Source organism: Ramlibacter aquaticus (assembly GCF_015159745.1).
Classification (GTDB): Bacteria; Pseudomonadota; Gammaproteobacteria; order Burkholderiales; family Burkholderiaceae_C; genus Ramlibacter; species Ramlibacter aquaticus.
In genome coordinates this window covers 1-13,992 of record NZ_JADDOJ010000027.1, presented here as the reverse complement: position 1 = coordinate 13,992, position 13,992 = coordinate 1, and the positions used below count along the sequence as shown (strand labels likewise).

Below are 13,992 nucleotides of genomic sequence, written 5' to 3'. Positions count from 1 at the left end.
GACTGGTTAGAGCGTATGCGCCGCGAGGCCTATGCGTTTCGCAGGCATCGATCCCTCACGCCAGTCTCGCCCGGTTCCCTTCCACCACCACCCGCGCCCCACGCGGCAGCGCGCGGGTCTGTTCCACGGTGCGCAGGCTGCCATCCTGCATGCGGATGCGCATCAGGTAGGCGGTGTAGCGGCCCTTGTTCTTCTCCACGTAGTGGCCGGCATAGGCGCCGCCTGCTGCGCCGAGCACGGTGGTGGCGGCCTTGCCGCTGCCGCCACCGAGCTGGTTGCCCAGCACGCCGCCGACCACGCCGCCGATCGCCATGCCGGGCGTGATGCCGGTGCCGGCGATGCCCTTGGTGGGCGCATGCCGCTCCACCGGCACCACCGACTCCACCACCCCGCAGTGGGGACAGGGGGCCTGGGGTGCGATGGGCCCCGGCCCCTGGGCGTGGGCGGCCAGCGGCAGGGCGAAGGCAGCGGCCAGCGCCCAGGCTGCGGGGTGATGGTGACGTCGGGTCATGGCGCGATCCTCCTGCTCTGGCACCACTGTGCGCGCGCGCGTGGCCCGGCGCGGTAGGCCGGCCGCGCAGGCCGCTGTCGGCCATGCCCGCCTTTTGCACGTACCATGCATGCTCTTCCTTTTCGAGGGTATGCATGGACCTGGCCCGGCTGTGGCGGCGCCTGCGCAAGTCTCCCGGCGCGGCGGCCCGGGAGGCGCGCGCCGCCACCACCTTCGACACCACCCTGCCGTGGCTGGACGACAGCCGCAGCGGCCCGCGAGCCGCCATGGGCGGCCTGCCTTCGCCCGAGGTGCTGGGTTGGATGCTGGCACTGCCCGGCGGCCCGCCCGCGGAGCCTGTGCGCGTGGCGCAGCTCCTGGCGATCCTGGACGCCGCGCTGGTGCGCGAGGCGGCCGCGGGCCGGCTGCTGCGCCGCGCGCCCAACCTGGTGCCCCGCCTGGTCAATGCCCTGCGCTCGGACGCGTGGAGCCGGCGCGAGGTGGTGGAGCAGATCCAGCGCGACGCGGTGCTCACCGCCGAGACCCTGCGGCTCGCGCGCTCGGCCCTCTACGGACGCCAGGGCGAGGGCGGCGACGTGGCGCAGGCGGTGGACCTGCTGGGTGCCGAAGGCCTGAAGCAGGTGATCGCGCGCGTGCTGGTGCGCCCTCTGTTCCAGGCTGACGGCGACAGCCTCTCTGCCCGCGCGGCGCCCCGCATCTGGGAAGAATCCGACCGCTGCGCGCGCCTGGGTGCGGCGCTGGCGCGCGAAGCCGGCGATGACAGCGTGGAGGCCTGCCTCGCGGGCCTGCTGCACAGCGTGGGCTGGAGCGCGCTGCTGCAGCTGCGCACCCCCGCGGGCGCCGAGCTCGTGCTGGACCAGGGGCTGCTCGGGGTGCCGGGGGCCGTGCAGGGCCTGGCCCTGCGGCGCGACCGCATCCTGTCCCTCCTGCTGCCGGACTGGGGCCTGGGCCCGCTGCTCACGGCCTGGGGCAGCTCGATGCGCCCCGACGCGGCGGCCGCGCCTTCGCATGGGCTGGCGGTGCTGACCGCAAGGCTGGCGCAGGCCGAGTCGCTGGTCGCGCTGCGGCGCGAGATGCTGCTCGCGGGGGCGCCAGTGGCGCCGCCCCCGGGGCTTGCGCCCGCCGTCGCGCGCGTGTGGGCCGAAGACTGACCCCGGGCCGTCGCCAGGCGCCTCAGCCGGCCTGCAGGGCCCGCACGCAGGCACTGCGCAGCGCGTGCACGCAATCGCCGTGGCGCTGCACCAGGGTGGCGGGCGCGGGGTGGCACCCCGCGCGGCCGGCGCGGTCCTGCCACAGCGCCCCCAGCAGCTCGGAGTGGGCGATGCGCAACGCCAGGGCGGACGCGGCGAGCCCCGGCAGGGCGGCCGCCCGCTGCACCAGTTCCTCGATCTCGCCGCTGACGCGGCGGTAGAGCTCGGGGTCCAGCCAGCGTTCCACCAGCTGGGTGGCATGGTTCTCGTAGCGTTCCAGGAGGGCCACCACCTGGAAGTGCAGCGCAGTGCTGAGCTTGGTTGTCTGCATGGGCGGCAGTCTAGGACCGCGCATCGGCCCCAGCCTGCTCTGCAATGACTGCTTACCTCACTTTGCGCGCCCGCATGACGGCGGCGCGGCGGCCTAGTCACCGGACCCTAATATGCGTCGAACGCCCAACGGGGACGGCCTTTGGTGCAAAATAGAACGACCGTTCGTTTTATTTCGCCCATGTCCGACCCCGATCCGATTGCCAAGCCCTCACGCCCGTCCCGCGAGTCCGGCCGCGGCCTGTTGAAGGGCCAGCAGACCAAGGCTGCCATCGTCGAGGCCGCGCTCGGCCTGGCGACGCAGATCGGGCTGGAGGGGTTGTCCATCGGCGCCCTGGCCGAAGTGACGCAGATGAGCAAGTCGGGCGTGTTCGCCCACTTCGGCTCGCGCGAGGAACTGCAGATCTCGGTCATCCGCGAGTACCACACGCGCTTCGAGGACGAGGTGTTCTATCCGGCGATGGCGCAGCCGCGCGGCCTGCCGCGCCTGCGCGCCCTGTTCGCCAACTGGATGAAGCGCACCTCGATCGAGATCGATTCGGGCTGCATCTACATCAGCGGTGCGGTCGAGTTCGACGACCGGGCCGGCCCGGTGCGCGACGCGCTGGCCAGCTCCGTGCGCACCTGGCACGCCGCCATGATCCGCGCCATCGCCTCGGCCAAGGAAGAGGGCCATCTGGACGCCGGCGTCGACGAGGCGCAGGTGCTGTTCGAGATCCACGGCCTGATCCTCGCGCTGCACTACGAGGCGCGCTTCCTGAAAAGCCCGGGCGCGATCGCCCGCGCCGAGGCGGGTTTCCGCAACATTCTTCGCAACGCCGGCGCCGGCGCCTGCGACGCGCCGACCGCCCCCGCCACGGCCGCGCGCCGCAAGGCCTCACGCCCTTCCAAGGAGTAGTTCCATGCCCATCTACAACCCGCCGCTGCGCGACATGCGCTTCGTGATGCACGAGGTGCTGAAGGTCGCCGACGAGTACCAGGCCATGCCGCGGCATGCCGAGGTCGATGTGGACACCATCAACGCCATCCTCGAAGAGGGTGGCAAGTTTGCCGCCGAAGTGACCTTCCCGCTCAACCAGGGCGGCGATGCACAGGGCTGCACGCTCGACAAGACAACCCATGAGGTGGCGACCCCGCAAGGGTTCAAGGAGGCGTACCACAAGTACGTGGAGGGGGGCTGGCCGTCGTTGTCCTGTGATCCGGACTTCGGCGGCCAGGGCCTGCCCATCGTGGTCAACCAGGCCTTCTATGAAATGCTCAACAGCGCCAACCAGGCCTGGACCATGTACCCGGGCCTGACGCACGGTGCCTACGAGGCGCTGCACGCGCACGGCACCGAGGCGCAGAAGCGCATGTACCTGCCCAAGCTCACCAGCGGCGAATGGACCGGCACCATGTGCCTGACCGAACCGCACTGCGGCACCGACCTCGGGCTGCTGCGCACCAAGGCCGAACCGCAGGCCGACGGCAGCTACCGCATCACCGGCCAGAAGATCTTCATCAGCGCCGGTGAGCACGACCTGGTCTCCAACATCGTCCACCTGGTGCTGGCCCGCCTGCCCGATGCGCCCGCGGGCAGCAAGGGCATCAGCCTGTTCGTGGTGCCCAAGTTCCGCGTCAACGAGGACGGCTCGCTGGGCGAGCGCAACGGCATCTACTGCGGCGGCCTGGAGCACAAGATGGGCATCCACGGCAACGCCACCTGCCAGATGGTGCTGGACGGTGCCGTGGGCACCCTGGTCGGCCAGCCGAACAAGGGCCTGGCCGCGATGTTCGTGATGATGAACGCCGCCCGCCTGGGCGTGGGCATCCAGTCGCTGGGGCTGACCGAGGTCGCCTACCAGAACGCGCTGGCCTACGCCAAGGACCGCATCCAGATGCGCTCGCTCTCGGGCACCAAGGCCAAGGACAAGCCGGCCGACCCCATCATCGTGCACCCCGACGTGCGCCGCATGCTGATGACGGCCAAGGCGTACGCCGAGGGTGGCCGCGCGCTGGCCATGTACTCGGCCCTGCTGATCGACCGCGAGCTCAGCCACCCCGACGAGAAGGTGCGCAAGGAGGCGGCCGAGATGGTGGCGCTGCTCACCCCCATCGTGAAGGCCTTCCTCACCGACAACGGCTGGATCGCGACCTCCGAATGCCTGCAGGTCTTCGGCGGCCACGGCTTCATCCGCGAGTGGGGCATGGAGCAGTACGTGCGCGACTCGCGCATCAACATGATCTACGAAGGCACCAACACCATCCAGTCGCTGGACCTGCTGGGCCGCAAGATCCTGGGCAACCAGGGCGCCACGCTGAAGAAGTTCGGCAAGCTCATCGGCAAGCTGGTCGAGGAGGAAGGCGTGAACGAGAAGATGGCCGAGTTCATCAACCCGCTCGCGATGCTGGGCGAGCAGATGACGAAGTTCACCACCGAGCTGGGCTTCCGCGCCTTCCAGAACGCCGACGAAGTGGGCGGCGCCGCGGTGCCCTACCTGCGCGTGGCCGGCCACCTGGTGTTCGGCTACTTCTGGGCCCGCATGGCGCAGGTCGCGCTGCGCGAGATCCAGGCCGGCAACACCGACCCGTTCTACCAGGGCAAGCTGCAGACCGCACGCTTCTATTTCGCACGCCTGTTCCCCGAGACGGCCATGCTGATGCGCCAGGCGCGCTCGGGCGTGAAGGCCCTCATGGACACCGACGCGGCGCTGGCATGAAGCGCCTGCTCGCCGCGACCCTGCTGGCGCTGGCCCCGCTGCTCGCGCTCGCGCAGTCCTCGCCCGTGGGCCTGTGGCGCAACATCGACGACAAGACCGGCGAGGCCAAGGCCGAGATCCGCATCGCCGAGGGGCCCCAGGGCCTCACCGGCCGCATCGAGCGCGTGCTGAGGAAGGACGCCAAGCCCGACGAGACCTGCGTGGAGTGCAAGGACGAGCGCAAGGGCCAGCCCATGGTGGGGCTGGAGATCATCCGCGGCGGCCGCAAGGCCGCCGACGGCGAGGTGTGGGAAGGCGGGCAGATCCTGGACCCGGAGAACGGCCGTGAATACCGGCTGAAGATGGCGCTGCTGGAAGGCGGCCAGAAGCTGCAGGTGCGTGGCTTCCTGGGCCCCTTCTACCGCACGCAGGTCTGGACGCGCGTCGCGCCCAACGGAAAGAACTGAGATGAAGACCGTCCGACAAGTCGCCGTGCTCGGCGCCGGGGTGATGGGCGCGCAGATCGCCGCCCACCTCGTGAACCTGAAGGTGCCGGTGGTGCTGTTCGACCTGCCCGCCAAGGAGGGCCCCAAGAACGGCATCGTCACCCGCGCGATCGAGAACCTGAAGAAGTTGAAGCCTGCGCCGCTGGGCGTGGCGACCGACGCCGCGCTGATCCGCGCCGCGAACTACGAGGACGACCTCGCCCTGCTGGGCGAGTGCGACCTGGTGATCGAGGCCATCGCCGAGCGCATGGACTGGAAACTGGACCTGTACCGCAAGGTGGCGCCGCACATCGCGCCGCAGGCCATCGTCGCCTCCAACACCTCGGGCCTTTCGATCACCGCGATGGGCGAGGCCCTGCCCGAGGCGCTGCGCGCCCGCTTCTGCGGCATTCACTTCTTCAACCCGCCGCGCTACATGCAGCTGGTGGAGCTGATCCCCACACCGGCGACCGACCCCGCGGTGCTGGACGCGCTGCACGACTTCGTCACCACCGGCCTGGGCAAGGGCGTGGTGCGGGCCAAGGACACGCCGAACTTCATCGCCAACCGCGTCGGCATCGCCGGCATGCTGGGCACGCTGCGCGAGGTCGAGAAATACGGCCTCGCCTTCGACGTCGTCGACGACCTCACCGGCAAGAAGCTGGGCCGCGCCTCCAGCGGCACCTTCCGCACCGCGGACGTGGTCGGCCTGGACACGCTCGCGCACGTGGTGCGCACGCTGCAGGACAACCTGGACGCGGCGAGCGACCCCTTCTACGCCAGCTTCGCCACGCCCGAGGTGCTCAAGGTGCTGCTGGAGATGGGCCACCTGGGGCAGAAGACCAAGGCCGGCTTCTACCGCAAGCAGGGCCGCGAGGTGCTGCGCTTCGAGCTCGAAAGCCGCAGCTACGTGCCGGCGGGCGGCAAGGCCGACGAGGTGTACGCGCGCATGCTGAAGAAGCCGGCCGCCCAGCGCCTGAAGCTGCTGCGCGAGAGCGAGGGGCCGCAGGGCCGCTTCCTCTGGGCGATCCTGCGCAACAGCTTCCACTACGCCGCCGTGCACCTGGGCAGCATCGCCGAGACCGCGCGTGACGTGGACCTGGCGCTGCGCTGGGGCTTCGGCATGCAACAGGGCCCCTTCGAGCTCTGGCAGGAGGCCGGCTGGCTGCAGGTGGCGCAGTGGGTGCAGGAAGACATCGCCAAGGGCGAGGCGCTGTCCACGGCGCCGCTGCCCGCCTGGGTGTTCGAAGGCCCGGTGGCCCAGGCCGGCGGCGTGCACACTGCTGAAGGGTCCTGGAACCCCACCAGCGGCCGCTTCGAGGCGCCGCGACAGCGGCCCGTGCAGCAGCGCCAGCTGTTCCCCGAGACCGTGCGCGGCGAGGCGGCTTCCGACTGGAAGACGGCCGGCCGCACCGTGCACGAGGACGCCAGCCTGCGCCTGTGGACGCTGGACGAGGACATCCTCATCGCCAGCCTCAAGACCAAGATGCACGCGATCAGCCCCGAGCTGTGCGAGGGCCTGCAGCTGGCCGTGGACACGGCCGAGCGCGAGTTCCGCGGCCTGGTGGTCTGGTCGGGCGACGAGCCCTTCTCCGTCGGCGCGGACCTGCAGGCCATGCTGCCGGCCTTCATGGCCGTGGGCGTGGCCGCCATCGAGGACGCCGAGGGCTTCATGCAGCAGACCATGCTGCGCCTGCGCTACGCCGGCGTGCCGGTGGTGTCCGCGATCCGCGGCATGGCGCTGGGCGGCGGCTGCGAGCTGGCCGTGCACTCGGCGCGCCGCGTCGCCGCGCTGGAGAGCTACATCGGCCTGGTCGAAGTGGGCGTGGGCCTGGTGCCCGGCGCCGGTGGCCTGACCTATATCGCGCGCCGCGCCGCCGAACTGCAGGCGCGCACGGCCCACAAGGACCTGCTGCCCTTCCTGTCCGCCGGCTTCGAGGCCGCCGCCATGGCCAAGGTGGGCACCAGCGCGCTGGAGTCGCGCCAGCTGGGCTACCTGCTGGACGACGACATCGTGGTGCCGCACAAGGACGAGCTGCTCTACGTGGCGATCCAGCAGGCCAAGGCCATGGCCGAGGCGGGCTGGCGCGCGCCGCTGCGCCGGCCCTTCCCGGTGGCGGGCCGCAGCGGCCGGGCCACCATCCAGGGCCAGCTGGTGAACCTGCGTGATGGCGGCTTCATCAGCGGCCACGACTTCCACATCGCTTCGCTGATCGCCCACGTGGTCACCGGCGGTGACGTGGACGCGGGCACCCTGGTGACCGAGGAGTACCTGATGACGCTGGAGCGCCGCGCCTTCTGCGAGCTGGTGCAGCACCCGAAGACGCAGGATCGCATCCTGGCCATGCTCTCCACGGGCAAGCCGCTGAGGAACTGAACATGAGCAAGCAACTCCAGGACGCCTACATCGTCGCCGCCACCCGCACGCCCATCGGGCGCTCGCACCGCGGCTACCTGCGCCAGACCCGGCCCGACGACCTGCTGGCGATGGCGCTGCGTGCCGCGCTGGCCCAGGTGCCGGGCCTGGACCCCGCCGCCATCGAGGACGTGGTCTGCGGCTGCGCCATCCCCGAGGCCCAGCAGGGCCTGAACGTGGCGCGCGTGGGCGCGGTGCTGGCCGGCCTGCCCAAGAGCGTGGGCGGCATCACCGTCAACCGTTTCTGCGCCTCGGGCCTGTCGGCCGTCCAGATGGCGGCCGACCGCATCCGCGTCGGCGAGGCCGACGTGATGGTGGCTGCCGGCACCGAGAGCATGAGCATGGTGCCCATGATGGGCAACTCGCCCTCGCTCTCGCCCGCGATCTTCAGCAACCCCGACGACCTGGACCGCTACGGCATCGCCTACGGCATGGGCCTCACGGCCGAGAAGGTGGCGCAGCAGTGGAAGGTCTCGCGCGAGGCGCAGGACGAGTTCGCCTACCGCTCGCACATGAAGGCGCTGGCGGCCATGCAGGCGGGCGAGTTCGGTGACGAGATCACGCCCGTGACCGTGGAGGAGCGCGAGCTGGACCTGGCCTCTGCCGAGGTGAAGGTCACGCCGCGCACCGTCTCGCTGGACGAGGGCGCTCGCGCCGACACCACGCCGGAAGGCCTGGCGAAGCTGCGCACCGTGTTCGCCGCCCGTGGCAGCGTCACCGCGGGCAACAGCTCGCAGACCTCGGACGGCGCCGGGGCGCTCATCCTCGCCAGCGAGGCGGCCGTGAAGCGCTTCAACCTGCAGCCCCTGGCCCGCTTTGTGAGCTACGCCAGCCGGGGCGTGCCGCCGCACATCATGGGCATCGGCCCGGTGGAGGCGATTCCGGCGGCCCTGCGCGCGGGCGGCCTGCGCCAGGACGACATAGCCTGGATCGAGCTCAACGAGGCCTTCGCCGCGCAGTCGCTCGCCGTGATGAACACGCTCGGCCTGGACCCGGCCAAGGTCAATCCCATGGGCGGCGCGATCGCCCTGGGCCACCCGCTGGGCGCGACCGGCGCTATCCGGTCGGCGACAGTGGTGCACGCGCTGCGGCGCAAGAATCTGCGCTACGGCATGGTGACCATGTGCGTGGGCATGGGGCAGGGCGCGGCAGGGATCTTCGAGCGCGTGTGACCCCGGCCCTCCGGAGCGAGGAGACCTGGATGCATTGCGAAGGCACGGCCACATGAGCCGCACCCTGTTCGACGAGGCGGTGGCCCTGGCGCCGGCCGGCGAAGGCTGCTGGACCGGCCACACCCACCCCGGCTGGGCCAACATGATCGGGCCCTTCGGCGGCATCAGCGCCGCGGCCCTGCTGCACGCCGTGCTGCTGCACCCGCAGCGCCTGGGCGAGCCGGTCTCGCTCACGGTGAATTTCGCGGCCGCGGTCGCCGACGGCCCCTATGAGCTGCGGGCCCGGCCCGCGCGCACCAACCGTTCCACCCAGCACTGGTGGGTGGAGATGCTGCAGGGCGGCGAAACGGTGCTCACCGCGACCGCCATCACGGCTGTGCGGCGCGACACCTTCGAGATGACCGAGGCGCTGGCGCCCGTGGTGCCCCGCCCGCTGGACCTGCCGCGCAGCGACCCGGCCCGCGTGACCTGGACCCGCCGCTACGACCTGCGCGTGGTGGAGGGCGAGCCGCCGGCCACCTGGGACGCCAGCGACAGCGGCCACAGCCGCAGCCTGCTCTGGATGCGCGACGACCCGCACCGCCCGCTGGACTGGCTCTCGCTCACGGCCCTGGCCGACGTCTTCATCCCGCGTATCTGGCGCCGCCGCGCGACCCTGGTGCCGCTGGGCACCGTGACCATGACGGTGTACTACCATGCCGGTCCGCAGCAGCTGGCGGAGACGGGCACCGGCTTCGTGCTCGGCCAGGCGCAGGCCCAGGGCTTCCGCGCCGGCTACAACGACCAGGCGGCGCTGCTGTGGAACGAGGCCGGCACGCTGCTCGCCTCCAGCCACCAGTGGATGTACTACAAGGAGTAGCGCGATGGACACACGACAGCCCGTGGCCCTGGTGGTGGGTGCTGGTGACGCCACCGGCGGCGCCATCGCGAAGCGCTTCGCGCGCGGCGGCCTGGTGGCCTGCGCGGTGCGCCGCAGCGCTGAGAAGCTGGAGCCGCTGCTGGCCGAGATCCGCGCCGCCGGCGGCGTGGCGCACGGCTTCGGCACCGACGCCCGCAAGGAGGAGGAGGTCGTGGCCCTGGTCGAGCGCATCGAGCGCGAGATCGGCCCCATCGCGGTGATGGCCTTCAACATCGGCGCCAACGTGCCCAGCAGCATCCTCGACGAGACCGCGCGCAAGTACTTCAAGGTCTGGGAGATGGCCTGCTTCAGCGCCTTCCTGTGCGCCCGTGAGGTCGCCAGGCGCATGGTGGCGCGTGAAGGTGGCGGGCGCGGCACCCTGCTCTTCACCGGCGCCACGGCTTCGATGCGCGGCGGCGCGAACTTCGCCGCCTTCGCCGGTGCCAAGCACGCCTTGCGGGCCCTGGCCCAGAGCTGCGCGCGCGAGCTGGGGCCGCGCGGCATCCACGTGGCGCACGTGGTGGTCGACGGCGGCATCGACACCGCCTTCATCCGCGAGAATTTCCCCGAGCGCTATGCGTTGCGCGAGCACGATGGCATCCTCAACCCCGACCACATCGCGGAGAACTACTGGATGCTGCACCAGCAGCCCCGCGATGCCTGGACGCACGAGCTCGACCTTCGGCCCTGGATGGAGAAATTCTGATGAGCAAGACGGTGGACTTCTGTTTCGACGTGGGCAGCCCGGCCGCCTACCTGGCCTGGACGCAGCTGCCGCGCCTGGCGCGCGAGACCGGCGCGACGGTGAACCGCATCCCCATCCTGCTGGGCGGCGTGTTCCAGGCCACGGGCAACCAGTCGCCCATGATGGTGCCGGCCAAGGGCCGCTACATGATGGAAGACTTCCAGCGCCATGCTGCGCGCTACGGGGTGCCCTTCAAGCACAATCCGCACTTCCCCATCAACACGCTGCTGCTGATGCGCGGCGCAACCGGCCTCGCCCTGCGCGATCCGGCCCGCCTGGAGCCCTATGTGGACGCGGTGCTGCGCGCCATCTGGGTCGACGGCGAGAACATGAACGATGCGCAGGTGGTGGGCCGCGTGCTCGGGCAGGCGGGCTTCGATGCCCAGGCCCTGGTCGCGCTCGCGCAGGAGGCGGACGTGAAGGACGCGCTGAAGCAGGCCACGCAGCGTGCCATCGAGCGCGGCATGTTTGGCGCGCCCACCTTTTTTGTCGGCGACCAGATGTTCTGGGGCCAGGACCGTATCGAATTCGTCAAGGAAGCCCTGTCATGAGCGAGATCCTCAGCCACGCCGAAGCCGGCGTCCTCACCCTCACCCTGAACCGCCTGGAGCGCAAGAACTCGCTCACGGCCGCGATGTACGGCCAGCTGGCCGACGCGCTGGAGGCCGCGGCCGCCGACGCCTCGGTGCGCGTGGTGCTGCTGCAGGGCCACGAGACCATCTTCTCGGCCGGCAACGACATCAACGACTTCCTAAACAACCCGCCCTCGGGCGAGGGCTCCCCGGTGTTCCGCTTCCTGCGCGGCATCGCGGCCTTTCCCAAGCCCGTCGTGGCGGCGGTGTGCGGGCCGGCGGTGGGCGTGGGCACCACCCTGCTGTTCCACTGCGACCTGGTGGTGGCGGGCGACAACGCCGCCTTCTCCATGCCCTTCGTCAACCTGGGCCTGTGCCCGGAGGCGGCGTCCAGCCTGCTGGTGCCGCAGATGATGGGCTACCACCGCGCCGCCGAGGCGCTGCTGCTGGGCGAGCCCTTCATGGCCGAGGCGGCGCAGGAAGTCGGCCTGGTCAATCGCGTGGTGCCGCCCACCGAGGCGAACGCCTATGCACAGGCCCTGGCCCGCAAGCTGGCCGGCAAGCCGGTGAGTTCGCTCATCGAGACCAAGCGCCTGATGAAGCACGGCCAGCAGGCGCGGGTGATCGAGCAGATGGACGAGGAAGGCAAGAGCTTCGGCCGCATGCTGCGTGAACCGGCCGCCCGCGAGGCCTTCACCGCCTTCATGGAAAAGCGCAAGCCCGACTTCAGCAAGGTCTGAGCGCAAGGGCCGGGGGCCGGCTGTCTTCCTTCGAGCGGGGCGGACGCACCCCGCTCAGGGCCGGCCTTCGCGCAGGATGCGTATGCCGCCGTCCGGCGTCATCGCGCCCGGGGGCCCGGCCCCCATGGCGCCCAGGTTGCCGACCTCGCGCGGCGGCGGCGCGGGCGTGCCGATCGCCACCGGCGGTGCAGCCGGCGTCTCCACGCGGGCATTGCCCTGGAACACGCTCTGGATCCACTGGTTCATGCGGTCCATCACGGAAGGATCGGGCGGCGGCTCGTAGTGCACGTGCGGCGCCTGGAACACCGCACGCGGATCCATCAGCCGCGCCTTCTCGGCCTGCTGGGCGAAATCGCCCACCACCAGCAGCGCGTTGCGCGCGCCCTGGCCCCAGGCATCGGGCATGGTGTTGCGCGGGTCGTTGAAGCCGACCCAGGCGCCCGCCACCAGCTGCGGGTGCATGAGGATGAACCAGCCGTCGGTGTTGTCCTGGGTGGTGCCGGTCTTGCCCGCCAGGTCGCCGCGCAGGCCGAAGCGGCTGCGGATGCCGGCGCCCGTGCCTTCGTCGACCACGCCCCGCATCACGTCCAGCAGCACGCGGTCCGCCTCCGGGTCCAGCGCGGCCTCGGGCGCCGGCGGAGCGAAGGATTGCAGCACGCGGCCGTGGCGGTCGCGCACCTGCGTCACCAGCACGGGCTCGATGTAGCGGCCGTCGTTGGCGATGGTGCCGTAGGCGCTGACCATCTCCTTGAGCGTGACCGGGCTGGTGCCCAGGGCCAGCGAGGGCACCACGTCCAGGTGGCTCTGGCGCACGCCCATGGCCTGGGCCAGCTTGGCCACCGGCGCCGCGCCCACCCGCTGGACCAGCTGCGCGGTGATGGAGTTCTTGGAATACACCAGGCCGTCGCGCAGCGTGGTCGGCAGGCCGGTGGTCTCGTGCACGTCGCCGGGCTTCCACACGCCGTTGCCCACCGGGATCTCGACCGCCTGGTCCAGGTAGGTCTCGCCCGGGTTGATGCCCTGCGCGAAAGCGGCGCCGTAGACGAAGGGCTTGAAGGTGGAGCCGGGCTGGCGCCGCGCCTGCGCCACGTGGTCGAACTGGTCGTCGCGGAAATTGCGGCTGCCGATCCAGGCCTTGATGTGGCCGTTCGCGGGGTCCTGCGCCAGGAAGGCCACCTCCAGCAGCGGCGGCGCGGGCTGCCGCCGCCGTTTGCGGTCGGCGACGGCCAGAGCCTGCAGGCGTTCGCCCTGCCGCGCCACGGCCTGGGCCGCCAGCGTCTGCAGGCGCGAGTCGATGGTGGTCTGCACCACCAGGCCGTCGGTGTACATGTTGTAGCCGTGGTCGTCGGCCCAGCCCGAGAGCCACTGGCGCAGCTGCTGCGCCACGTGCGGCGCGATGCCCAGGTCGTCCTCCTGGCGCTCGAAGTCCAGGCCCAGCGGGCGCGCCTGCAGCTGGGCCAGCTGCGTGCTGCCCAGGTCGCCGGCACGCGCCATCTGCGCCAGCACGATGTTGCGCCGTGCGCGCGCGCGGTCCGGGTTGAGCACGGGGTTGTAGTAGGTCGTGCCCTTGAGCATGCCCACCAGCGTCGCGGCCTCCAGCGTGTCCAGCTCGCCCGCCGATTTCTGGAAGTAGGTGCGCGCCGCCATCTCGATGCCGTAGGCGTTGTAGAGGAAGGGCACCGTGTTCAGGTACATCTCCAGGATCTGGTCCTTGCGGTAGAGATGCTCCAGCCGCAGCGCGGTAACGGCCTCCTTGATCTTTCGCTCCAGCGTGGGCGCGCGCCCGATCTCCTCGGGAAAGAGGTTGCGCGCCAGCTGCTGGGTCAGCGTGGAGCCCCCCTGCAGGTCGCCGCGCACGGTGTGCCAGGCCGCGGACAGCGTGCGCCGCAGGTCCAGCCCGCCGTGCTGGTAGAAGCGCCGGTCCTCGGTGTCCAGCAGCGCCTGCACCACCGGCTTGGAGATCTCGTCCAGCCGCACCCACTCCCGGTGCGTGCGGCGGAAGCTGGCCAGCTCGCGCCCGTCGGCGCTGAGGATCACCGCCGGGTATTCGCTGTGCGGCCGGGCCTGGATCTGCGCCTCCGTGGGTGCGCGGGCGGCGATGCCGGCGGCCCACAGGCCGGCGCCGGCCAGCGCCAGCAGCGGCAGGACCAGCAGCAGCGCGAGCAGGATCACCAGGCCCCGCTGCCGGCCGGCCCGGCCGCGGCCGCCGCGCCCTGCCGCGACGCCATGGCGCAGCGGGGCCTGGTGATCCTGCT

At 71.2% G+C, this 13,992-nt stretch carries 13 protein-coding genes; 10 read left to right on the top strand and 3 right to left on the bottom strand.

All coding sequences use genetic code 11. The features are described from left to right. Positions 1 to 55: 55 nt before the first annotated feature. Entirely contained in the window at positions 56 to 511 is a 456-nt protein-coding gene (locus IM725_RS08570) for a glycine zipper 2TM domain-containing protein (RefSeq protein WP_227753685.1), read from the bottom strand. A 134-nt stretch (positions 512 to 645) separates the two neighbouring features. Here IM725_RS08570 and IM725_RS08565 point away from each other — a divergent pair, with 134 nt between their 5' ends. Further along, entirely contained in the window at positions 646 to 1,662 is a 1,017-nt protein-coding gene (locus IM725_RS08565) for an HDOD domain-containing protein (protein WP_193780162.1), read from the top strand. Between the two features lie 22 nt (positions 1,663 to 1,684). On the opposite strand, the gene IM725_RS08560 is transcribed toward IM725_RS08565, so the two are convergent. Further along, positions 1,685 to 2,032 (bottom strand): hypothetical protein, encoded by a 348-nt coding sequence (locus IM725_RS08560; protein WP_193780161.1) that lies wholly within the window; start codon positions 2,030 to 2,032, stop codon positions 1,685 to 1,687. A gap of 180 nt (positions 2,033 to 2,212) precedes the next feature. Here IM725_RS08560 and IM725_RS08555 point away from each other — a divergent pair, with 180 nt between their 5' ends. From IM725_RS08555 to IM725_RS08515, 9 genes are read left to right on the top strand one after another with little or no spacing between them, the layout of a single operon-like run. Next, the gene (locus tag IM725_RS08555; RefSeq protein ID WP_193780160.1) at positions 2,213 to 2,929 is read left to right on the top strand and encodes a TetR/AcrR family transcriptional regulator; all 717 of its coding nucleotides are present in this window, start codon (positions 2,213 to 2,215) and stop codon (positions 2,927 to 2,929) included. Between the two features lie 4 nt (positions 2,930 to 2,933). Continuing rightward, complete coding sequence (locus tag IM725_RS08550; protein ID WP_193780159.1) at positions 2,934 to 4,730, top strand: acyl-CoA dehydrogenase C-terminal domain-containing protein; 1,797 nt, start codon at positions 2,934 to 2,936, stop codon at positions 4,728 to 4,730. Next, positions 4,727 to 5,176 carry a DUF2147 domain-containing protein gene (locus IM725_RS08545; RefSeq protein WP_193780158.1) on the top strand — a complete coding sequence of 150 codons (450 nt, stop codon included), beginning with the start codon at positions 4,727 to 4,729 and terminating at the stop codon, positions 5,174 to 5,176. The genes IM725_RS08550 and IM725_RS08545 overlap by 4 nt, the downstream gene beginning before the upstream one ends. Position 5,177: 1 nt before the next feature. After that, a complete protein-coding gene (locus tag IM725_RS08540) occupies positions 5,178 to 7,571 on the top strand; it encodes a 3-hydroxyacyl-CoA dehydrogenase/enoyl-CoA hydratase family protein (protein WP_193780157.1) in 2,394 nt (797 codons plus the stop codon). A 2-nt stretch (positions 7,572 to 7,573) separates the two neighbouring features. Beyond that, entirely contained in the window at positions 7,574 to 8,782 is a 1,209-nt protein-coding gene (locus IM725_RS08535; protein ID WP_193780156.1) for an acetyl-CoA C-acyltransferase, read from the top strand. Between the two features lie 52 nt (positions 8,783 to 8,834). Then, entirely contained in the window at positions 8,835 to 9,641 is an 807-nt protein-coding gene (locus IM725_RS08530; protein WP_193780155.1) for an acyl-CoA thioesterase, read from the top strand. 4 nt (positions 9,642 to 9,645) lie between these two features. Continuing rightward, on the top strand, positions 9,646 to 10,386 hold the full coding sequence (locus tag IM725_RS08525) for an SDR family oxidoreductase (RefSeq protein WP_193780154.1): 741 nt from the start codon (positions 9,646 to 9,648) through the stop codon (positions 10,384 to 10,386). Then, positions 10,386 to 10,976, top strand: coding sequence for a 2-hydroxychromene-2-carboxylate isomerase (locus IM725_RS08520; RefSeq protein ID WP_193780153.1), 591 nt, complete (start codon positions 10,386 to 10,388; stop codon positions 10,974 to 10,976). The genes IM725_RS08525 and IM725_RS08520 overlap by 1 nt, the downstream gene beginning before the upstream one ends. Beyond that, a complete protein-coding gene (locus IM725_RS08515; RefSeq protein WP_193780152.1) occupies positions 10,973 to 11,737 on the top strand; it encodes an enoyl-CoA hydratase in 765 nt (254 codons plus the stop codon). Before IM725_RS08520 ends, IM725_RS08515 begins: the two co-directional genes overlap by 4 nt. A gap of 54 nt (positions 11,738 to 11,791) precedes the next feature. Here IM725_RS08515 and IM725_RS08510 read toward each other — a convergent pair whose 3' ends face one another. Next, on the bottom strand, positions 11,792 to 13,972 hold the full coding sequence (locus IM725_RS08510) for a penicillin-binding protein 1A (protein ID WP_407692512.1): 2,181 nt from the start codon (positions 13,970 to 13,972) through the stop codon (positions 11,792 to 11,794). Between the last annotated feature and the right edge of the window lie 20 nt (positions 13,973 to 13,992).

Coding starts and splice junctions, on each gene's coding strand:
- IM725_RS08560 (WP_193780161.1), bottom strand. CDS start 2,032: ATGCAGACAACCAAGCTCAGCACTGCGCTGCACTTCCAGGTGGTGGCC.
- IM725_RS08530 (WP_193780155.1), top strand. CDS start 8,835: ATGAGCCGCACCCTGTTCGACGAGGCGGTGGCCCTGGCGCCGGCCGGC.
- IM725_RS08545 (WP_193780158.1), top strand. CDS start 4,727: ATGAAGCGCCTGCTCGCCGCGACCCTGCTGGCGCTGGCCCCGCTGCTC.
- IM725_RS08570 (WP_227753685.1), bottom strand. CDS start 511: ATGACCCGACGTCACCATCACCCCGCAGCCTGGGCGCTGGCCGCTGCC.
- IM725_RS08565 (WP_193780162.1), top strand. CDS start 646: ATGGACCTGGCCCGGCTGTGGCGGCGCCTGCGCAAGTCTCCCGGCGCG.
- IM725_RS08550 (WP_193780159.1), top strand. CDS start 2,934: ATGCCCATCTACAACCCGCCGCTGCGCGACATGCGCTTCGTGATGCAC.
- IM725_RS08540 (WP_193780157.1), top strand. CDS start 5,178: ATGAAGACCGTCCGACAAGTCGCCGTGCTCGGCGCCGGGGTGATGGGC.
- IM725_RS08555 (WP_193780160.1), top strand. CDS start 2,213: ATGTCCGACCCCGATCCGATTGCCAAGCCCTCACGCCCGTCCCGCGAG.
- IM725_RS08525 (WP_193780154.1), top strand. CDS start 9,646: ATGGACACACGACAGCCCGTGGCCCTGGTGGTGGGTGCTGGTGACGCC.
- IM725_RS08535 (WP_193780156.1), top strand. CDS start 7,574: ATGAGCAAGCAACTCCAGGACGCCTACATCGTCGCCGCCACCCGCACG.
- IM725_RS08520 (WP_193780153.1), top strand. CDS start 10,386: ATGAGCAAGACGGTGGACTTCTGTTTCGACGTGGGCAGCCCGGCCGCC.
- IM725_RS08515 (WP_193780152.1), top strand. CDS start 10,973: ATGAGCGAGATCCTCAGCCACGCCGAAGCCGGCGTCCTCACCCTCACC.